Origin of the sequence: Paraburkholderia hiiakae (assembly GCF_904848665.1) — a bacterium.
Lineage (GTDB): Bacteria > Pseudomonadota > Gammaproteobacteria > Burkholderiales > Burkholderiaceae > Paraburkholderia > Paraburkholderia hiiakae.
Map to the genome: position 1 here is coordinate 20,743 of NZ_CAJHCQ010000010.1, position 20,065 is coordinate 40,807.

Consider the following 20,065-nt stretch of genomic DNA (forward strand, 5'->3'; position numbering starts at 1 on the left):
AACGAGCTTTACCGGACGCACGTCCGCAAGACGCCCTGACGAGCCTGGCGGGGAAGACAGTGGTGGGGTTGCACCACCGCTTCCCCGGTCATCAAGGCTTCAATCAATGAGGTCGGCGCCTGTCGTGAGGACGATCTTTCCAAAGTGCGTGCCGGAATCGATCAGCTCATGCGCGCCGCGAGCATCGGCGAGCGCGAAGGTCTTGTAGACGACCGGCTTGATTTTGCCGCTCTCGATGAGCGGCCAGACGTGCCGCTCCAGCTCGTCGATGATGGTGGCTTTGTCCGCAGCCGTGCGCGAGCGCAATGTCGAGCCCATATGCGTCAGACGTTTAGTCAACATCGGCACGAGGTTGAGATCTTTCGCCGGCCCCTTGATCACGCCCACCTGGACGATGCGGCCGTCCATGGCAGCCGCTTCATAGTTTCTGCCCACGTAGTCTCCGGCAATGATGTCGAGGATCACATCGACGCCTCGTTCATCCGTGGACCGCTTCGTTTCGGCGACGAAATCGTTTTCGCGGTAGTCAATCGCGACATCCGCGCCGAGCGCGAGGCTGGCCTCACCATGCGCTTGCGAGCCCACGGTCGTGATGATTTTCGTCGCGCCAAACGCCTTCGCCAACATGGTCGCCGTCGTACCGATACCTGACGCGCCGCCGTGGATCAACACCGATTCGCCGGCAGTCAGCTTGCCGCGCTGGAACAGGTTCAGCCATACCGTCATAAACGTCTCCGGCATGGCCCCCGCTTCCACCAGCGTCAGGCCCTTGGGGATACGCATGGTATTGCAGGCGTGCGCGACTGCGTACTCGGCATAGCCGCCGCCGGGAATCAGTGCACATACCAGTTCACCGAGGCGGAATTCAGTCACGTCTGGGCCAACGGCAACCACTTGACCCGACACTTCAAGCCCCGGAATGTCCGAGGCGCCGGGGGGCGGATCATACAACCCCTTGCGCTGGAACACGTCCGGACCATTGACGGCTGCTGCATGGATGCGAATCAGAACCTCGTCGCCGGCCGGCACCGGCACCGGGCGCGTAGTTGGCACAAGGACCTCAGGGCCGCCGGGCTGTTTGATCTCGATGGCCGTCATCGACGACGGTACGCGAAAAGTTGAAGCAGACATGGATACCACCCCTTCTATGGATGAGGCTCGTTTGATCCGGGCGGACCAGCGAACGAGCAACTTCTGAAATCAGTATAGGCCTCGACATTGATGAATTCGCGCAGCATTATTCGCATCGCGGGATGCAAATTTGCATCAGGAGGCTAGGGCGATGAACTGGGACGACGCGCGCGTGTTTCTTGCGGTGGAACGCGAAAAAACGCTCCGTGGGGCGGCGAGAACGCTCAATCTCGATCAGGCGACGGTCGGCAGACGAATCGCGGCACTCGAGCACGCGCTGCGCGCTACGCTCTTCCTGCGCACCTCGGAGGGATATGCGTTGACCACGGCCGGCGAGGCCGCGCTGAAATCGGCGGAAAAAATGGAACACGCCGCGCACGAACTCGTCAGACGAACTCAAGGCACCGATACGCGGCTTGCGGGAGACGTGAGAGTGACCAGCACTGACTCTATCGCGCTGGAATTCCTGCTTCCCGCTATCGAACGGTTGCACGCGGTGCACCCCGAAGTGCGCGTGCTGCTGGACACGTCGACGCGCATGCTCAATCTGGCAAAGCGTGAAGCTGATATCGCGGTGCGCTCGGTGCGGCCGGATAACCCCGATCTCGTCGCAAGGCGCCTCGCCCGATGGCCGATGGCGCTCTTTGCCTCGAATGCCTACATCGAGCAGCACGGCAAGCCCGCTACTGGCTCCGCATTCGCGGGTCACGATCTTGTCGTCTATCAGGGAAACTGGACGGGTAATCGATCACCGACACTGGCTGGCGAACCGATCCACGCGGGGCGCATCGTATCGACCTTCAATACCAGTCTCATGCTGCGCAGCGCGGTAAAGGCCGGCATCGGCATCGGCGAGCTTCCGATACATCTGGCCGAACATGACGGACTGGTGCAGATATGGCCGGAACCCGCACGTGGGGCTGTCTACGAAATCTGGCTCATCACGCATCAAGACCTTCGGCATACCGCGCGCATCACTGCGATGATTGAGCACATCGTCGCCGCGTTCGAGGAACACACGATCCACGCAAAATAGGCACGCACGGCGTAGCGACGACTGATGCGCCGCCCTCGCGGAAAAGCGCTTTCACGAGGGCGGCAGGCACGAGGTCCAGGGTCAGTGCAAGTCACCACGGACTGAGCTACGCTGATGTACGCGCCGCTCGTCGTTGCGACGAGAGCCACTTCAGAACGTTTGGATTCGTCATGTTCAGGAAGCGCAATCGACGAGAGATTGATTGTTCTCATCTCCACTTGCAATGTATGGAGTCCACACCATGCATAGTGAATCGAAGGATGGTGTTGCCCGGCGCGATTTCATCAAGACAGCCGTTGCGCTGGTTGGCGCAACGTCCGCACTGGTCGGGCAAAGCGGAGCCGCGAACGCCCAGGGCACGAACGCACCGGCCGCGACTTCGCCCACTGGCCGCACTGGAGGAACGCGCTACACCGGCGATGTGATTCAGGGAAAGAAGGTCATCAGTGCACTCGACGTCAATGACCTGGAACGCGGCAAGAAGCATATGTTTTATTTCCAGGGCGTGCAGATGCCGACGGGGCAGGACTGGTATGTGTCGGTCATCGTCGTTTGCGGCGCGAGGCCGGGCAAACGCGTGGCGCTGATCAGCGGTGTGCATGGCGACGAAATGAGTCCGGTGCATACGATACAAACCGTGATCGGCCAGCTCGATCCCGCGCAAATGTCGGGTACCGTACTGGCCGTGCTCGACGTATCGCGCCCCGCGCTCGAAGCGATGGAGCGCAGATGGCCAAATTCAGGAAGAGGCGTCGACCTCATCGACATCAACCGCGAATGGCCAGGCAATGAGAATGGCGCTAGCGCGCCGAGCCGTCACGCAGGACTGCTGTTCAACCGGCTCCTGCGGCCGAATGCCGACTACGCACTCGATTTTCATACTGGCACGACCGGAATGGACCTGACCTCATTCAATCTCGCCAGAATGGAGCTAGCCGAGCCGCGCGCGATGGCGGAGCTCTTTCCGATCGCCCAGATTTTCGACAACCCCGCGTATCCCACTTTGCTGGCGAACGCGCTAATCAATGTCGGGATCCCGGCGATTACACCCGAAATTGGCTCTGCGCGCGTGTTCGATTTCGACCTGATTCCATTGTTCGTCGAAGGCACGATGAATGTGCTCAAGCGCTATGGCGTCGTTCCAGGCCCAATGGGTCGCACCGGACGGGATGTCGGGATCTTTGTCGGCAATAGCGCGCACACAATCCTGACGACGCATGGCGGTTTCGTCGAATTGCTGGTCAAGCTGAACGACAAGGTCAAGCCGGGGCAAAAAGTGGCGATTCAGCGAAACACGTTTGGCGAAGTGGTTGCGGAGTATACGACCGAGGTTGCGGGCGAGGTGACAGGGCGCCGCACCGATGCCACGGCAGAGCCTCGCATTCCGATCGTGATGATTCTCTATCAGAGCCCGGCCAGAGAGAATCCTGAGGACTACTCTGAGTGATCACGGGCGCCCGCGCGCGAAGGGTCTTCCAATATGGCCGACTTTCTGAATCATCTTCGCATATTCGTTCGTGTCGTCAAGGCAGGCTCGTTTACCGCAGCTGTAAAGGAGAACGACTCAACCGCTGCCCAGATTTCTCGCGCCGTATCGTCGCTGGAAGAGGAGTTGCAGGCGGTCGTATTGCATCGCACTGACCCCTATCCGAAGCGCTAACCGAAGACGTCGACGGGTGGACACTGAAGCCATTGGGCAGGAAATGAACGCTCATCCATACCCATTGAGGGAATCTGCGACTAACGGTCTGCGGCTTCCGGCGCTGCGAAACGACGTTGGCGGCGGGAGATCACGTGCCGCCAGCAAGTCGTCATGCGGACAACGAAGGCCCCAAAGTTCGGGCACGAGGAATGCGGATTGGTTCGCGACGATCTACGGTATGGGGGAGAACCTTATGCGAATTCAATCGACTGGATGGTTTCCGCTGGATCGGTATGCGCCGGTTCGGGAGGGATGGTATGAGGTCCGCCTTGTGAGCGGGGATACGGCATTTGCGAATTTTGTCACTGGCGAGTGGACCGAAAAGCCGCTACTGGTCTTCACGCACTGGCGCGGCCTGAGTTCAGATCCGGCCAAGTCCGCCGAAGTCGAGACGATCGATGCGGCAGCGACGGCAGCCGTAGGCGTACGTGCAGTGTGGAACGCGTTCTTTCCTGGACTGGGCGACGAGCAGCATAAGCCGCTCGACGCGACTCACGACGCACCGGCGCACGACAAGTGACGCTGTGCGTTGCGGTGCGACATGTCCCACGTGCGATGCCGACGGACGGTCCAACGGCGTCGCATCGACGCGCCTCATCCCTTGCCAAGAGGCGGCCGGCTGGGGAATCCCGCCATATTGCTCAATTGGGCCAGTTCATTGGCCGCCTCGCGCAGGAGTACCGAGTATTCGTGAATCTTCTCGGCAGTCAGCCGTACCCGCGGACCGGCCAGGCTGATGACGCCGACGCAGCGCGAGCCGCTAACCACGGGTGCCGCCACCGCTGCCATGCGTGGAGCAAACACCTCGTCGATCATCGCGTAGCCGCGCACGCGCGCAGCGTGCAGGAATCCCAGCAGCGCTTTGAGCGTCGTCGGCGCATTGGGTCCGAACTCATTCGGCTGTCCGAAGCCCTGCTTTAAAACCAATGCGACCGCCTGTTCGTCGGTCATTGTCATGAGCCACGCGTGCCCGGTCGACGTGCATGAAAGTCGTGCTGCGTGGCCCATGTCGGGATCGTAGCGAAAGCCAACGCGCTGGCCGTCCGCCTTACCCACCCAGATAATCGCTTCGCCGTCGACCAGCGACAGCCGCGCCAGCTCACCGGTCTGCGCGGCGACGCGTTCGATGATCGGCTGGGCGATATCCGCGATGCCCGTCAGGCTCAGGAATTCGAGTCCGTTCGACGTCATGCGCATTGTCAGGATGTAGCGGCTGTGATCGACCAGTTGCCGGACATACCCGCTTTCGACGAGTTCGGCGAGCACGCGGTGACACGTACTGCGCGGCAGGGACAAAGCGTCGGCAATGGCCACAAGGCCTGTGCCTTCGCCTTGCGACGCCAGAAAATCAAGAATTCTCAGGCCATTTCTTAGCGACATCTTTCGCTTTATTTCACAATATAAAATGCAGTTCCGGTGCGGAACGCTCCGCCTTCGCAGCGCAAACAATAGCATCTGTTCGTCGCCAGAAACGAACGTTTCGACATATAGGGAATTGAGGAGACAACATGTCATTTTTCGCTCAATCTGACCTTGCCGCGGAAGAACGGTCCGCGCAAGCTCACTTGATGGCGCGTCGGGCGGTAGCGGGCGCAACCGTCGGTACGGCACTCGAATGGTTCGACTTCGCGTTGTATGGCGTGGTCGCGGCCACCATTTTTCCCAAGCTGTTTTTCCCGTCGCTCGACCCGACCGCCTCGCTGCTCGCGTCGCTGGCAAGTTTCTGGGCAGGGCTGGCAGCACGCCCGCTCGGCGCGGTGATTTGCGGGATTCTCGGTGACCGTTGGGGACGCCGCAAACTGATGCTGATCACCGTGTCGGTGATGGGCGCGTCGTCGTTCCTGATGGGGCTGCTGCCCACTTACCACCAGGTTGGCATCCTCGCACCAACGCTACTGGTGTCGCTGCGCATCATTCAGGGCTTCGCATTGGGCGGCGAATCGACGGGCGCGCAACTGATGGCGGTGGAGCATGCGTCTGCGAACCGACGTGGCTGGTATTCGGGCCTGCTTGGCATTTGCTCGCCGCTCAGCCAGATTCTTGCCAATTTCTCGCTCTTTACACTGGCCGCGTTGCTTTCGTCGGACGACTTCGATTCCTGGGGATGGCGAGTCCCGTTCCTGGCAAGCTTCGTCCTGGTGCTACTGGGCATCTACATCCGCAGAAAGGTTAGCGAGACCCCTGCCTTCGAGTCGCTCAAGAAGGGTGGCACTTCCGCACGCGCTGCCAATCCGCTTGGCGCCGTCTTCAAATATCACTGGCGTACCGCGCTTCGCCTCACGTTGTTCTTCTGTGGCCCGGCTGCACTGTTTTATTTGATCGTGGTTTTCTCACTCAGCTACCTGACGAAACACCTCGGTGTACCCAAGCAGACCGGTTTCATGCTGTTGATGGTCGCGAATGTCTGTGCCATCGTGGGCGCGCTGGCGGGCGGCTACCTGAGCGATCGGCTCGGACGCAAACGTGCGCTGATGATCGGCTCGTTGTGCACACTCATCTGCTGCCTGATCTATTTTCCGATTCTCAACCAGAACTCGATCGCCATGACAATGGCCGTGATGGGCGCGTTTCTCGGTTTCACTCAGTTCCAAAGTGGCATCCAGCCGGTCTGGTTCGCCGAGTCCTTTCCGACCGAGGCGCGCTACACAGGGTCGGCACTGGCGTACTCGGGAGCCAACCTGCTCACCGGCGGCCCGATGCCGATTGTCGCCGTGGCGCTGCTCAATGCCTTTCACGGTTCTCCGTGGGCCATCGTAGCCGTATGCGGCTCGCTGAACCTGCTCTCCTTCCTCATGATCGCGGTATCCCGGGAAACCAAAGGCACCGCCCTGGAACACTCCTCTACGCATTGAAACCATGACTCGCAAACTCTACATCCTCAATGGCTCCAATCTGAACATGCTGGGCGCAAGGGAGCCTCACATTTATGGCACGACCACTCTTAAGGATATCGAACAAAATTGCCTCGCGCTGGCCGAGGCGCTCAAATTCGATTGCGTATTTCGCCAGACCAACAGCGAAAGCCAACTAATCGACTGGATCCAGGAAGCGTTCCTGCAGGACGCCGCGCTGATCATCAATCCGGCCGGCTTTTCGTTCGGTCGGATTCCGGTGCTCGATGCGGTCAAGCTCATCCGCCGCCCGGTAGTGGAATTGCATATCACCAACATCCACCGGCGTACCGAAGAATATCGCCACTCGTCGATCTCCGTGGCCGCTACGGCGGTGATCTGTGGGGCAGGAGCGAACGGGTATTTGCTAGCGATGCGCGCAATGGACGATCTGTGGGGCAACCAGACTTAAGCCTGCCCCTCGCGTGGCCGCTGCGTGACCACGCGATACCGCAGAGGTCATGAGACGCAGATTCGCCGCGAAGCGGTTTTGTGCCGTGACGTTTTTTTCACTCCTCAAACTGACCGTATGGTTGCTGACGCTTTATGTAAGCGCGTCGATACAGAATCGACCAGGCCGTCAGTCCGGCATAAGTCCCATATCTGATCACCGTGGAGAGTCGATCGACGTCGTGACCGGCAACATACCCGACGATATAGACCCGGATAGCGTTTTCGCCGACCAGGCCGATTCCCCAGACAGCAGTCATTAGCCGGATCGATCTCGCGAGTGCCGGGCGCGACTGCCACATCTCGTCGAATTCCCGTTCGCGTCCTTGGCGCTCTCGCGCCAGCGTCGATCTCGCGAGATAGAACACGAGAGGGCGCTTGACCATCAAAGACAGGAGAAAAAGCACGCCGACGATGCCACCCACCAGGGGTTCACGTGCTTCGCGCAGCCATCGACCAGCCGGGGAAGTTAGCAAAACTAGCGACATGGCGAGGCTCGCAAGTACGATTGCGCTCAACGCATCGAAGTGGCGAAAACGCGCGAAATCGAAAGTGATCCAGGCCAGCAACGGTATGCTCGACGCCATCAGCGCGCCGGGTAGCCCCCAGTTGGGAAGTGCCATCCGGTAAGCCAAAGCAGGCAATGCCACGTTGACAACGAATGCCAGAACGTACCGGGCCGAGGGAATCATCTTGAACGCATGGAGTTTGGCGCGGGCCAATAGCGGCGCGACGTGGACGTCCGAATGTCCGAGGCACCATACCACCAACGGGTGGTTCCGGGCCGCACTGCGACCCACGATCGGGCGCGACGACCGCCTCGAGCCGGCGTTTCATGCAGGAGGCGTATACCGCCCCCAAGTGGTGTGGCGGCTATTCGCTTGCTGAAGCCGAGCGACGACTATCCAGATCCTTCAGTGACGGAAACGCGATCTGGTCCCATGAGCGTAAGCCGTTCGACTTGAAGACCATCTTTCGTCTAACGAAAATCTCGAATGTGGGCGTGATCAGCTTCAACTTGTCGGCGCGCTGCCGCCGCTCAAAAAGCCATTGGACATCCGGCGGATAGTTGTCGACCGTTTCGGGAAATGCAATGGCCTCGCGTTCCACAATAAAAAGGTGCACGTCTGGATGCGTCTTGGCCCACGATTCAAAATCGCCTTTGCCACCCAATGAACCTTCCCAGCGTCGGCAGAAAACGCAATCCTTTGCCGTATGCACGATCAGATTAATGGGTTCTCCCTTTTGGACTTTGGCCTCGCGAATTCGATCGGCCCAGTTGACTTTCGTTTGTGGTTCGGTAGTGCTCGTGTCTGGCTCGTCGTCTGCCACGCAGACGTTCGGCAAAACAAGGGTCAACGACAATAATGCCAAAGCAAAGCACGCGGAGAGGCGGACTGACCAGTGATGTGTCATTTTCGTGCTCCGGCTAGGGAAAACCTGTGTCGATTGACGAAGGGAGACGGGCCATCACAAGGTTAGTGCAGCGACCGCAAAGACTCTGTGGCGTTACGCGCACTTCAAGGCGACGTAAGAGCAACTTTGCGCCTTCGATCCACATAGCCCTCGCGCTTTGAATCCCACTCCGGCGACCTTCAGGTGCGTCGAATGTCTCAACGCAATCGGAGTGTCGACGCTGTTCGCGACACGTTCGTCTGATGGTTTCTGGCCGAGCCGAGACGAACCGCGCTGAAAGGTTTCGCCGTCGTCTCAGCCGGTACAATTCGGCAAAAATCCTGTCGATGCGTGATCCAATGACCGACCTCAACCGATTTCTGGCGGAAACGACGGCCAGCGGCAAGATTCCTGGCGTGTCGCTTGCCGCTCTTCGCGCGGGGACGAGAAGTGCCGAGTTTTACTTCGGCGTTCGCGGTGCGCATGACCGCGCCGGTGTCGATGCGGCGACCGTCTTTGAGGCAGCGTCACTCACCAAACCGCTGGTCGCCTACATCGCGCTCCAGCTTTCCGAAGAAGGGCTGCTGGATCTGCAAAAACCCCTGTTCGACATCTGTGGAGAGTACGTACCCGGCGACTCGAATTCTCAGCGGATAACGGCCTTTCATGTGCTGACACACACGAGCGGTCTGCCCAATATTGTCCGCGATAAAGCTCCGCTTCGCACCTATTTCATCCCCGGCGAGCGATTCAGCTACGGCAGCAGCGCGTTTGCCTGGCTTCAGCGCGCAATGGAGGCCGTAAGCGCACGCACACTGGAAATGTTGGCGCGAGAGCGCGTCTTCGAGCCGTTGGGCATGCACCATTCGAGCCTGGAGTGGCAGGAGCGCTTCGCGGTCAACCATGCACAGGGCCAAGAATGGGAAGGCCAACCGGTGCCCAAGCGTTACATGCGAACGGCGCAGGCCTCGTGGTCGCTTTTGACGACGGCATCCGACTACATCGGCTTCGTTCAGCATGTACTGGCTCGCCGAGGCTTGGCGGCCGAGAGCTACGATCAATGGTTCGTGCCGCGCATCAATACGCGCAAAGGCGACGACGCCGAGGACCTCATAGGTCAGAACCCGCCTGATCTGAACGTTGCCTGGGGATTGGGTTGGGGCCTCGAACCCTCCCAAGGTTGCTTCTTTCATTGGGGAAACAATCCGGGATTCAGGGCACTTGTTCTCGCCAATCGTGCGACGCAGGATGCGGTCGTCTGGTTCGCCAATTCGGCCCGAGGCATGAGACTGGTCCATACAGTCGTCCCAGAAGTTGTTCCCGGCGAGCATCCCGCCGTCGAATGGCTTCGGATCGGTCGCTTGTGATGCAGCGTCACGGGCGTTGAACGTTTAGCTTTCGGCCGCACGAATATGAATGCCTTCGCGCGAATTCGTCATGCCGTCATGCTATCGAGCGCCATATGAATATTCCAATATCTTGGTTGAATGCGCGGCGTCGAGGCAGAAGAATCGAAGTTCGAATCGTTCGAGCCACAGACGCATACGTATATGACCCATCCCTCGCGACAGCTGCGCCTCGGCGCATTCCTGATGCAGACCGGCCACCATATTGCCGGCTGGCGCCATCCCGGCGCACAGGAAAACGCCGGCAGCAACTTCCGCCATTATGTCGAGCTGGCACGTCTTGCCGAGGCCGCGAAATTCGATGCAATCTTCTTGGCGGATTCTTCGGGAGTGCGCAGCACTCACCTCGGCTCGCTCGCGCGCACGGCGCGCAGCGAGTTCTTCGAGCCGGTCACGCTCCTTTCGGCGCTCGCTGCCGTTACCGAGCGTATCGGCCTGATCGCCACCGTTTCCACTTCGTTTCACGAACCCTTTAACGTCGCGCGCAAATTCGCTTCGCTCGACCAGATTTCGGGCGGCCGTGCGGGCTGGAATCTCGTCACGTCGAGCAGCACCTCCGAAGCGCACAACTTCAATTTCGAGGCATTACCGGATCACGCCAGCCGCTATCAGCGCGCGGCGGAATTTCACGATGTCGTGCTCGGTCTCTGGGATTCGTGGGACGACGACGCGTTCCCGCGCGACAAGGCGAGCGGCATCTACCTCGATACCGAGAAGTTGCACGTGCTCAACCATCGCGGCGACTTCTTCAAGGTGCGTGGGCCGCTCAACGTTTCACGCTCGCCGCAGGGCCGACCCGTTGTCGTTCAGGCGGGCGCCTCGGAGGCCGGCCGGGAGCTCGCGGCGCGAACGGCGGAGGTGATCTTCGTCGCGCATCAGACGTTCGACGAAGCAAAGGCCTTCTACGCCGACATTAAAGGCCGCCTGCCGCGCTACGGGCGCGACCCCGACGACGTGAAAATCATGCCCGGCATATTTCCCGTGGTCGGGCGCACGCAGGCGCAAGCCGAAGAGAAGTTCGAACAACTTCAGTCGCTCGTCGACCCCGTGGTTGGCGTGGCGTTGCTCTCCAGCGTGATTGGCGGGGTGGACCTCTCCGGCTATGACGTCGACGGCCCGATCCCCGATCTTCCCGAAACCAATGGCCCGAAAAGCCGTCAGCATCTGCTCGTCGATCTCGCGCGCCGCGACAAGCTCACGATCCGCGAGTTGTATTTGCGCATAGCCGGTGCCCGGGGCCATCAACAGGTGATCGGCACGCCCCAAAGCATTGCCGATCAGCTGCAGCAATGGTTCGAGGAGGGCGGCGCCGATGGCTTCAACATCATGGCGCCTTACTTCCCGGGCGGCCTCGCGGATTTCACAGAACTCGTACTGCCCGAACTGCGGCGGCGCGGTCTTTTCCGCACCGAGTACGAAGGCCGCACGTTGCGCGATCACCTTGGGCTCAAGCGCCCCGCTCGCGGCAGCCATCCGGCCGCCTGACTTCGCCACATCGCCTGACTTAACCGGAACTCGTACTATGTCCCAATACACGTCTGACAATGCATCGAACGCCGATATCAGCGTCGAACCTCACGCTGCATGGGGCGCAGCCCCGAGCGAGCGCTACGAAACGCTCGCGCGCGACTGGCGTGGGCTCTTCGCGCGCATTCGCGCGAGCGCCGTCGAACGCGATCTCGCTCACCGTCTGCCCCACGACGAGATCAAGTGGCTGCGCGACGCAGGCTTCACGCGCCTGCGCCTGCCACGCGAGCAAGGCGGTGTGGGCGCGACGCTGCCCGAACTATTCGGATTGCTGATCGAGCTTGGCGCCGCCGATACGAATGTCGTCAACGCGGTTCGTGCGCATCTCGGTTTTGTCGAAGACGTGCTCACCGCGCACGAAGCGCAATGGCAAGCACATTGGCTGAGCAAGCTGGCTTCCGGCGACTTGATCGGCGCGGGTCTTTCCGAAGCGGGTAGCGCAAAGGTCGGCACGTTCGCCACGCATCTCACTCGCACGCCGCAAGGCATTCGCCTGAACGGCCGCAAGTTCTACACCACAGGTTCGCTGTTTGCGGACTGGGTAGCCGTTGCGGCACAAGACGGCGACGAGACCGTTTATCTTCAGGTGCCGCGCACGGCGCGAGGCGTCGAGGTGATCGACGATTGGGATGGCTTCGGCCAGGCACTCACGGCAAGCGGCACCGCGACCTTCGTGGATGTCGCGGTCGAATCCGAATGGATCCGCCCCTCTTCGACGCGTTTTCCCTACGCGGTGCCGTTCTATCAGCTCGTTCATCTGGCGTCGCTGGCCGGCATCGGCCGCGCGCTCGCCGACGATGTCGCGCGCCGCGTGCGCCAACGCGACCGTGTCTACAGCCACGGCAATGCAGACCGCGTCGCCGACGATCCGCAGATTCTCCAGGTTGTAGGCCGACTGCACAGCGCCGCCTATGCCGCGCGCGCCGTGACGTTGCAGGCCGCGAAGGCGATCCAGCGCAGCTATGAAGCGCATCAGGATGCGGCCACGAGCGAAGTGCCGCGTCTGGAGGCGCTCACTCAGGCGCACACCGACGCACACGTCGAAGTGGATCAGTCTGTCTCGGTGATCACGCGGCTTGTGCTCGACGCGAGTACGGATCTCTTCGACGCGCTCGGCGCATCGGCCACGCTTCGCACGGAAGGGCTCGATCGCTACTGGCGCAACGCGCGCACCATTTCGTCGCATAACCCACGCGTGTATCGCGAGCGGCAAGTCGGCGCGTTCGCCGTGAACGGGTCCGTGCCACCGAGTTTTTATCGCGTGGGCAAAGGTTGATTGCCGGGGCGAACGCACGCGCGAGGTCAGTTCGCGTGTGGCCGGAATCAGCACGTGGCCATAGTCGACGGCATCTTCGAGCGGATCGAAGCCGCGAATCAGGAACGTCGTGACGCCCGGCGCGTGATATTCAGCGAGCGTCACGCGATCCGAGGAGGCTAGCATCCAGGCATGCACGTTTTAAATATTGAATGCTGATAAACATTCCATTCGGACATGAAGTGATGCTGCCCGGCGAAAAAGGAAAGTCGGAATCATTCTTTGCCGGGATGCGTGAGCTGGCCAATACTCGAAGCTTCCGCGCCCCTTCTGTGCGCGCCTCTCGCAGGACGTCCTCATGAGTGAACTCACGCTGCCCGACCGCCACGCACACGAAGCGCTGCGTCTCATCGGCCCCGATCCGGACGACTGGGTCGTCAGTCGCGCCGGCATCGATCACAACGTCGTCGTCGTAGGCGGCGGCCAGAGCGGCACGGCGTTCGCGTTCGGCTTGCGGCGCGCGGGTATCGGCAAGGTCAGCGTGATCGACAGCGCCGCCGGCGCGCCGCTCGCCGGCGTCTGGACCACGCGCGCGCGTATGCAGCGGCTGCGCACGCCAAAAACGCTGCCGGGGCCGGAAGCAGGGGTCCCCGCGCTGGGCTTCCAGGCGTGGTACGAAGCGCGCCACGGCGAGGCTGCGTACGCGGCGTTCGACCGCATCGGCCGCGAGGAATGGGCGGACTATCTCGCGTGGTATCGGCAGTTCCTCGGCATCTCGGTTCGATACGGCACGACGCTCACGCGCATCGAGCCCATCGGCACGCACTTCAGGCTGCATTTGCTCGTTCGTGATGGCGAACGCGTCGAACAGCGCGTGGAAACAGCGCGCAAGGTCATTCTCGCGAACGGCGTGGCGGGCAACGGCAAGCCGAATCTCATTGCACCGCTAACCTCACTGCCGCGCACGCACTTCGCGCATACGTCCGACGCAATCGACTTCGCCGCGTTGCGCGGCCGCTCCGTCGCGATCGTGGGCGGCGCTGCCTCGGCTTTCGATGCGGCGGCGACGGCGCTCGAAGCGGGCGCCGCCGACGTGCATCTGTTCGTGCGGCGCGCGTTGCTGCCCAGCCTGCCGGTCACGCGCGCCCGTGCGTATCCGGGCGCGTACGACAACTATCCCGCGCTGCCTGATGTGCTGCGCTGGCGTCAGGCACTGCGCTTTCGCCGCGCGGGCTCGACGCCGCCTGCCGACGCGGTCTCGCGCGTGACGCGTTTCCCGAATTTTCATCTGCATCTGGACGCGGCATGGCAGGGCGTGAAGGTCGAAGGCGCCCGCGTTCAGGCGCATGTGAACGACACAACATTTGCATTCGATTTCGTGATCGCCGGGACGGGCTATGCCGTCGATCTGCACGCCCGGCCCGAGCTTGCCGATCTCGCCGCGCACGTGCGGCTATGGCGAGATCACTACACGCCCGCGGGGCATGAGCAAGACGATGCGCTGGGCGCGCATCCGTACCTTGGCGCTGCGCTCGAGTATCTGGAGAGGACGCCCGGCGCGGCGCCGTTTTTGCGCAACGTTCACGTCTTCAATCCGGCGGCGTTCGTCAGTCGCGGGCTGCCGGTCGGCGATGTGCCCAGCATGAAGCGCGACATCCCCGCCGTGATCCGGCGCATCAGCGAGGACCTGTTCATCGAGGATCTGGATGCGCACGAGGCGCGCATGAGTGGCCCGGTGCCCGCCGATTTCGAGCCGTCGTTCTATGCGGACAACGTGTACCGCGAGGCCCGCGCGGAGCTGGTGGACTCGCGCTAGGCGCCTTGGCGTGCCCGGCGTCAGCATCGGCGTCCCTTCTTTCCCGTCTTTTTACGTCTTCACCCAATGTCCCATTCTTTCCCACGCTTTGGCATCTGGGCGCTCGTGCATGGAAGCCGCGCGGCGCTGCAGGACCCCGCCGAACCCTACGACGCATCGTGGGCCCGCAACAAGGCGCTTGTGCTCGAAGCCGAACGCCTCGGTTTCGATTCCGTCCTCGTCGCGCAGCATACGGTCAATCCGCACGATCCCACGCTCGACCAGCTGGAGGCGTGGACGGCTTCGGCCGCTTTGGCGGCGCTCACGTCGCGCATCGAGATCATCGCCGCCATCAAGCCGTTTCTCTACCATCCAGTCGTGCTCGCGAAGATGGCGCAGCAGATCGAGCACATCAGCGGCGGGCGCTTCGCGATCAACCTCGTTAACGCATGGAACCGGCCGGAACTGGAACGCGCCGGCATTGCGTTTCCCGAGCACGACGATCGCTACGCCTATGGCCGCGAATGGATCACGGTGGTCGATGCCTTGCTGCGCGGTCAGAACGTGAGCCATCACGGCGAGCGCTTTCATATCGACGATTACCGGCTGCTGCCCGCCGATCCGTTCCGCGCGCGCCCGCGCATTTACGTGGGCGGCGAGTCGGAGCCGGCGCGCGAGCTGGTGGCCGCGCACGGCGACGTCTGGTTCATCAACGGCCAACCGCTCGACGACGTCGCGGGCCTGATCGGCGACGTGTCGGCACGTACGCGGCCCGACGGGCACGCTCCCTTGCGATTCGGTCTGTCCGCCTTCGTGATCGCGCGCGAGACCCACGCGCAGGCCGAGGCGCACCTCGATCGTCTGTTCACGCTGGCCGAGCGCGACAAGCCGCTGCGCGAGCGCCAGAAGGCCAACATCGACCCGAACGTCGAGATGTTCAAGACCTTCGCACGCTCGCCGCGCGTCGGCTCCAATGGGGGGACGGCGGCGGGGCTCGTGGGCGATTACGACACGGTTGCGCGACGTATCGCCGAATTCCACCGCGCCGGGATCGAACTCTTCATGCTGCAGTTCCAGCCCTTCGAGCACGACATGCGCCGGTTTGCGCAGGAGATCGTGCCGCGCGTGCGCCGCGAACTCGCGGCCTGAAGCAATGGGCGCGCGGCCCGGATCAGAAGAACGCGCCCGTTGGCGGGAGCTGCCCGGTCAGCAGGTTCTGACCGAGCAGACGCTCCTTGTAGAGACGCGGATTGTGCGAGGCGAGCACCTTGATATTGCGCCAATGCCGGTCCAGTGCGGCCGCGCTCGACACCACCGAGCCGGAGCCCAGGTCGATGAGCCAGCTGGCGACTTGCGGCGCGAGATCGTCGATCACGACCTTCGCTTCCGAGGCGGCGAGCGTCGCGGCGAGGGTGGCCGCATAGTCGTCGCGCGTGCCGCGGCTCTGCGCGGCGTGTTGCAGCGCCTGCACGGCGCGCTCGGCGCTCGCCTCGATGCTCGCGGCGTAGGCGCGAATGCGCCCCAACAACGCCTGTAGCGCGGGTTCGTCGGCGGGCTGTGCAGCTTCGCCATGGTAGAAGTTGCGCCGGCGCGCGCGCAGTACCTCCACCGCATCCAGAACCACGCGCCGCACGATGCCGGCGATGCAATTGGTGAGGTAGACCTGGTGGAACGTGAAGCCCCACGGCGCGGCCTCGGGCACTTTCGGCGGGTCGGGCGCGTAGACATGCCTCGGCTGCACCACGACGTCGCGGAATCGCGCGGTGCCTGAGCCGGTCAGGCGCTGGCCGAAACCCTGCCAGTCGTCTTCCGTGCCGACGCCTTCGCCTCGTTCGAGCACGTATTGCACGGTCCCGTTCGCGCGGCTTTCGACGGCGAGCCCGACGAATGCGTCGTTGTAGAGATTGCCTGTCGCATACACCTTGTCGCCCGAGCCCACGTAGACCTGCCTGCGCTCGTCCCATTCCAGCCGGCTCAGCACGCGGCTCGGCCGTGCGCCCGCTGCGGTCGCATCGCTTTCGACGAAGCTCAGGCCGATCGTCTTGCGTCGGCGTGCGAGGTCGAGCACGTGGGCGTGGAAAGGATGATCGCGGCGCTCGAGGGCCGCCTCCACTTGCCAGAAGTGATTGCGAAAGGCGTGGGCGATATTCGAATCGGCCGCGGCGACGTCGCGCGCCACGGCGAAAAGCCCGCTCAACGACACGCCGCGGCCGCCGTCATCGGCGCTCAGGCGCAATGCGCCGAAGCCAAGTGCCTTCAGTGCGGCGATCTCTTCGTGCGGCAGGCGCTGCTCGCGCTCGCGCTGTGCCGCCGTCGCGGCGATCCCGGCTATGGCTTCGGAGAACCCGAGCGACGCCGACAACGGCGAGACGAGCGACATTCCGCCAGGCGGTGCGGTGTGGGTTTCAGACATACGCTTTCCGGTTCATGCCGCCTTCGCATGCGTGGCGCGCGCGGCGTGTGTTTCGATGGAGCGTCAAACCTTGACGCTGTAATCGGCGACCTTGATGGGCGCATTGATGATCTTGCGTTGCGCGAGCCAGTCCGCCGCGCGTTGCAGTTGCGCCATGAAAGCCGCATCGTCCGGCTCGTAGAACCGGTTCACGCGCTTCAGGCTCGTCAGATAGTCGCGCACCGGATCCGGATATTTCGCCTCCTTTTGCACGAGCCCTTCCGACTCGGCCGGGTGCTGCGATTGCCAGGCGCCTTCCACGTAATACGCGTCGAGCACGGCGCGCACCAGCTCGGAGTTTTCCTCGGTGAACTTGCGGCGCGTCACGAGCGAGCTGTAGTCGATGAGGAAGTCGAGATCGCGTCCTTCGTTGAAAATGTCCTTTGCGTCGTTCGAATAGCGCGAGATATCGACGGCGGGTGACCACATCGACCACGCGTCGACCTTGCCTTGCGCAAACGCTGGCGCGGCATCGGGCGGATTCAGATAGACGAACTCGACCTTGTCACGGTCGACGTGGTGCTTTTCCAGCGCCGCGATGAGCAGAAACTCGCCCAGCCCCGAGCGGTTCACCGCGACCTTGCGGCCGGCGAGGTCGGCAACGGACTGAATGCCGCTCGTCTTCTTCACGATGATGGCGGTGGAGCGCGGCGAATACACGTCGAAGGCTGTGAAGACGAGGGGGGAGCCGGCCAGCATGGCGGCGAGCGCGGGTGTCGTCGATCCCCAGAAACCGAAATCCGCGCTGCCGCCAACCACGGCCTGGATCGACGGGGCATGGTTCGGAAACGGCCCGATCCATTCGACCTTGATGTTCTTCGCCGCGAGCGTTTTCTCGAACACGCCGCGTTGCCTCGCGATGTCGGGCAGGGCGCCATAGCCCCAGCCAATGCGAACCGTGTCGGTGTTGCGCGTGAGCCTGGCCGGCTGCGCTGCATGCGCGGGAAGCAGACGTGCCGCAGCGGCCCCGGCCAGCAGTCCGCCCGCCGCGCGCAGGAGCTGGCGGCGAGTCAGTGAAGCATCGTTCATTCGTTGTCCTTCCTTGTGTGTGGTGGAGGAGGCGATTCAGCTGGACTGAACGCCGAGTTCCTCGAGCAGCGCGCGCCGCAATGCCTGCGGCGTGTAATCTTTGGGGTGAAATGCAGCGGCGATGCGCCCCGCGCGCATGACGAGAATGCGGTCGGCGAGCGCGAGCGCTTCGTCGACGTCATGCGTCACGATGAGCACGCCCGGCGCATGGCGGGCGACCAGTTCCTTGACGAGCCCGTGCATCTTGATGCGCGTAAGCGCGTCGAGTGCCGCGAACGGTTCGTCGAGCAGCAGCAGCGCGGGATCGCGCACGAGCGCGCGCGCCAGTGCCACACGCTGCGCCTGGCCGCCGGAAAGATTGCGCGGCCAGTCCTGCTCGCGACCCGCCAGGCCGACTTCTGCCAGCGCCCGGGCCGCGCCGGCGCGGCCGACGCTCGACTCGTGCCCGAGCGCGACGTTCTCCCACAGCGTGGCCCAAGGCAGCAGACGATGCTCCTGAAACACCACGGACGGCCGCTCGGGTGCGCGAATCTGCCCGGCATCCGGCGTGTCGAGGCCGGCGAGCGCGCGCAGCAGCGTGGTCTTGCCGCAGCCGCTTTCGCCGAGCAGCGCGACGAATTCGCCTTTGCGGATATCGAGGTCGAGTGCGTCGATCACGACACGCGCGCCATAACGGCGCTGGAGTCCGCGCACCGATACGGCCAACGCCGATGCGGTGGTTTCGGTTTCGCGGCGCGTTACGGTGTTCGCGTGGCGGGGCAACGTGGCCGTGGCGCTCATTATTTCCCGCCCTTCGCGTAGTTCGCGTGCCACGACAGGAAGCGTGCTTCGAGCGAACGCACGAGGGCGTCAGCGGCGACGCCGATAATCGCGTAAATAATCATGGTCAGCAGGATGACGTTGGTCTGCAGGAATTCGCGGGCATCCATCGCGAGAAAGCCGATGCCTTTGGTCGTCGCGAGCGTTTCGGCGATCACGAGCGCGAGCCATGCGTGCGCAAGCGCGTAACGCACGCCTGTGAGGATCGCGGGCATCGCGCCGGGCAGAATGATCCGTCGCACGACTGCCGGCCATTTCATTCCGATCACGCGGGCGAGCTCCATCAGTTTGGGATCGATCTGACGAATGCCGAGCATCGTGTTGATGTAGATGGGAAAGAGGACCGCGAGCGCGACGAGAAAAATCTTCGCGACTTCACCCACGCCGAACCACACGATGACGAGCGGCAGCATCGCGAGAAAGGGTATCGCGCGCACCATCTGGATCGACCGGTCGATGAGCGCCTGGGCGAGCCGGGAAAAACCGACCAGTACGCCGAGAGCGAGCCCGATGGCGCCGCCGATCAGAAAGCCGGCCACGACACGCAGCAGCGAGACGCCAAGGTGAACGAACAGGTCACCGTTGCGGGCAAGATTCCACGCCGTTACGGCGACGCTGCTTGGCGCGGGGAGGACTTGTGCCGTGATCCATTGCGCGCGCGCCGCAATCTCCCAGAGAACGACGATGAGCACGGGGACCGCCCAGGAGAGCGAGTCGTAAAAGCGGTCCTTCGAGAGCCACGAACCTGCTCGCGACGACAGAACATGGCTGTTTGAAGAAGTGGCTACGTCAGCCATGTCGGTTCCTTGGTAAGTCGAGCCGAGGCCATTGGGAAATGCCCGCGTTGAACGCCCTCGCCCAGCGGCTGCGCGACGGGGAAATTGAACCATTCGATCGGGTAGGGCACGTCCTTCAACTGCCCCGACGCTTCGAGAATGCCGCACGTCTGGCGTTGCTGATCGCCGACCTTGAGCGTGGCGGAAAATGCCGCAACCGGCAGCATTGCAGCAATCGCGACGAGATAGCGGACATCAGCACGGCGAATGACATATTCCCCGGATAATGCGAATGACGAGCAGACACGATACGGAGCGCGTCCCTATAAGGCAAACGCATTGTTCTTCTATGGAAAGCTGGCGCAGAGCTTTGCGCGAAGTTTCAAGTCGGCGAAACTGAC

General features: G+C 62.5%; 18 protein-coding genes and 3 pseudogenes. 11 read left to right on the top strand and 10 right to left on the bottom strand.

Annotated features, from left to right (window positions below; genetic code table 11):
• Positions 1–99 precede the first annotated feature (99 nt).
• Positions 100–1,131 (bottom strand): NAD(P)H-quinone oxidoreductase, encoded by a 1,032-nt coding sequence (locus JMY28_RS19575; protein WP_201697567.1) that lies wholly within the window; start codon positions 1,129–1,131, stop codon positions 100–102.
• A 151-nt stretch (positions 1,132–1,282) separates the two neighbouring features.
• Here JMY28_RS19575 and JMY28_RS19580 point away from each other — a divergent pair, with 151 nt between their 5' ends.
• From JMY28_RS19580 to JMY28_RS19595, 4 genes and pseudogenes are all read left to right on the top strand, one after another.
• Complete coding sequence (locus JMY28_RS19580; RefSeq protein WP_201697568.1) at positions 1,283–2,167, top strand: LysR family transcriptional regulator; 885 nt, start codon at positions 1,283–1,285, stop codon at positions 2,165–2,167.
• A gap of 241 nt (positions 2,168–2,408) precedes the next feature.
• Positions 2,409–3,614, top strand: a complete 1,206-nt coding sequence (locus JMY28_RS19585; protein WP_201697569.1) for a succinylglutamate desuccinylase/aspartoacylase family protein — start codon at positions 2,409–2,411, stop codon at positions 3,612–3,614.
• Positions 3,615–3,647: 33 nt separating this feature from the next.
• Positions 3,648–3,806 (top strand): annotated as a pseudogene (locus JMY28_RS19590) (helix-turn-helix domain-containing protein); the annotation flags it as partial.
• Between the two features lie 256 nt (positions 3,807–4,062).
• Positions 4,063–4,389, top strand: a complete 327-nt coding sequence (locus JMY28_RS19595; protein WP_201697571.1) for a hypothetical protein — start codon at positions 4,063–4,065, stop codon at positions 4,387–4,389.
• Between the two features lie 74 nt (positions 4,390–4,463).
• On the opposite strand, the gene JMY28_RS19600 is transcribed toward JMY28_RS19595, so the two are convergent.
• Positions 4,464–5,249 carry an IclR family transcriptional regulator gene (locus tag JMY28_RS19600; protein WP_201697572.1) on the bottom strand — a complete coding sequence of 262 codons (786 nt, stop codon included), beginning with the start codon at positions 5,247–5,249 and terminating at the stop codon, positions 4,464–4,466.
• Positions 5,250–5,377: 128 nt separating this feature from the next.
• Here JMY28_RS19600 and JMY28_RS19605 point away from each other — a divergent pair, with 128 nt between their 5' ends.
• Both JMY28_RS19605 and JMY28_RS19610 read left to right on the top strand, forming a co-directional pair.
• On the top strand, positions 5,378–6,721 hold the full coding sequence (locus JMY28_RS19605) for an MFS transporter (RefSeq protein WP_407945519.1): 1,344 nt from the start codon (positions 5,378–5,380) through the stop codon (positions 6,719–6,721).
• A gap of 4 nt (positions 6,722–6,725) precedes the next feature.
• Entirely contained in the window at positions 6,726–7,172 is a 447-nt protein-coding gene (locus JMY28_RS19610) for a type II 3-dehydroquinate dehydratase (protein ID WP_201697573.1), read from the top strand.
• Between the two features lie 97 nt (positions 7,173–7,269).
• On the opposite strand, the gene JMY28_RS19615 is transcribed toward JMY28_RS19610, so the two are convergent.
• Entirely contained in the window at positions 7,270–7,932 is a 663-nt protein-coding gene (locus JMY28_RS19615) for a VC0807 family protein (RefSeq protein ID WP_236596940.1), read from the bottom strand.
• Between the two features lie 151 nt (positions 7,933–8,083).
• Positions 8,084–8,626, bottom strand: a complete 543-nt coding sequence (locus JMY28_RS19620) for a hypothetical protein (RefSeq protein WP_201697574.1) — start codon at positions 8,624–8,626, stop codon at positions 8,084–8,086.
• Positions 8,627–8,964: 338 nt separating this feature from the next.
• On the opposite strand from JMY28_RS19620, the gene JMY28_RS19625 reads away from it, so the two are divergent.
• From JMY28_RS19625 to JMY28_RS19635, 3 genes are all read left to right on the top strand, one after another.
• Positions 8,965–9,972, top strand: coding sequence for a serine hydrolase domain-containing protein (locus JMY28_RS19625; RefSeq protein ID WP_201697575.1), 1,008 nt, complete (start codon positions 8,965–8,967; stop codon positions 9,970–9,972).
• Between the two features lie 183 nt (positions 9,973–10,155).
• The gene (locus tag JMY28_RS19630) at positions 10,156–11,496 is read left to right on the top strand and encodes an LLM class flavin-dependent oxidoreductase (RefSeq protein ID WP_201697576.1); all 1,341 of its coding nucleotides are present in this window, start codon (positions 10,156–10,158) and stop codon (positions 11,494–11,496) included.
• A gap of 37 nt (positions 11,497–11,533) precedes the next feature.
• Complete coding sequence (locus JMY28_RS19635; RefSeq protein WP_201697577.1) at positions 11,534–12,814, top strand: acyl-CoA dehydrogenase family protein; 1,281 nt, start codon at positions 11,534–11,536, stop codon at positions 12,812–12,814.
• A 12-nt stretch (positions 12,815–12,826) separates the two neighbouring features.
• On the opposite strand, the pseudogene JMY28_RS38965 reads toward JMY28_RS19635, so the two are convergent.
• A pseudogene (locus JMY28_RS38965) lies at positions 12,827–12,958 on the bottom strand (LLM class flavin-dependent oxidoreductase); the annotation flags it as partial.
• A 193-nt stretch (positions 12,959–13,151) separates the two neighbouring features.
• Here JMY28_RS38965 and JMY28_RS19640 point away from each other — a divergent pair.
• Together JMY28_RS19640 and JMY28_RS19645 are read left to right on the top strand one after the other, a co-directional pair.
• Positions 13,152–14,609 (top strand): NAD(P)-binding domain-containing protein, encoded by a 1,458-nt coding sequence (locus tag JMY28_RS19640; RefSeq protein WP_201697578.1) that lies wholly within the window; start codon positions 13,152–13,154, stop codon positions 14,607–14,609.
• Between the two features lie 66 nt (positions 14,610–14,675).
• Positions 14,676–15,737, top strand: coding sequence for an LLM class flavin-dependent oxidoreductase (locus JMY28_RS19645; RefSeq protein ID WP_201697579.1), 1,062 nt, complete (start codon positions 14,676–14,678; stop codon positions 15,735–15,737).
• A 22-nt stretch (positions 15,738–15,759) separates the two neighbouring features.
• Here the strand turns inward: JMY28_RS19645 and JMY28_RS19650 are convergent, their stop codons facing one another.
• The 5 genes and pseudogenes from JMY28_RS19650 to JMY28_RS19670 all read right to left on the bottom strand — a co-directional run.
• The gene (locus JMY28_RS19650) at positions 15,760–17,001 is read right to left on the bottom strand and encodes an acyl-CoA dehydrogenase family protein (protein WP_201697580.1); all 1,242 of its coding nucleotides are present in this window, start codon (positions 16,999–17,001) and stop codon (positions 15,760–15,762) included.
• Between the two features lie 63 nt (positions 17,002–17,064).
• Entirely contained in the window at positions 17,065–18,069 is a 1,005-nt protein-coding gene (locus tag JMY28_RS19655) for an NrtA/SsuA/CpmA family ABC transporter substrate-binding protein (protein ID WP_201697581.1), read from the bottom strand.
• Positions 18,070–18,105: 36 nt separating this feature from the next.
• Entirely contained in the window at positions 18,106–18,849 is a 744-nt protein-coding gene (locus tag JMY28_RS19660; RefSeq protein WP_201697582.1) for an ABC transporter ATP-binding protein, read from the bottom strand.
• Positions 18,849–19,685, bottom strand: coding sequence for an ABC transporter permease subunit (locus JMY28_RS19665; protein ID WP_201697583.1), 837 nt, complete (start codon positions 19,683–19,685; stop codon positions 18,849–18,851). The genes JMY28_RS19660 and JMY28_RS19665 overlap by 1 nt, the downstream gene beginning before the upstream one ends.
• Before the next feature lie 41 nt (positions 19,686–19,726).
• Positions 19,727–19,891, bottom strand: a pseudogene (locus JMY28_RS19670) (aliphatic sulfonates ABC transporter substrate-binding protein); the annotation flags it as partial.
• Positions 19,892–20,065: the final 174 nt, after the last annotated feature.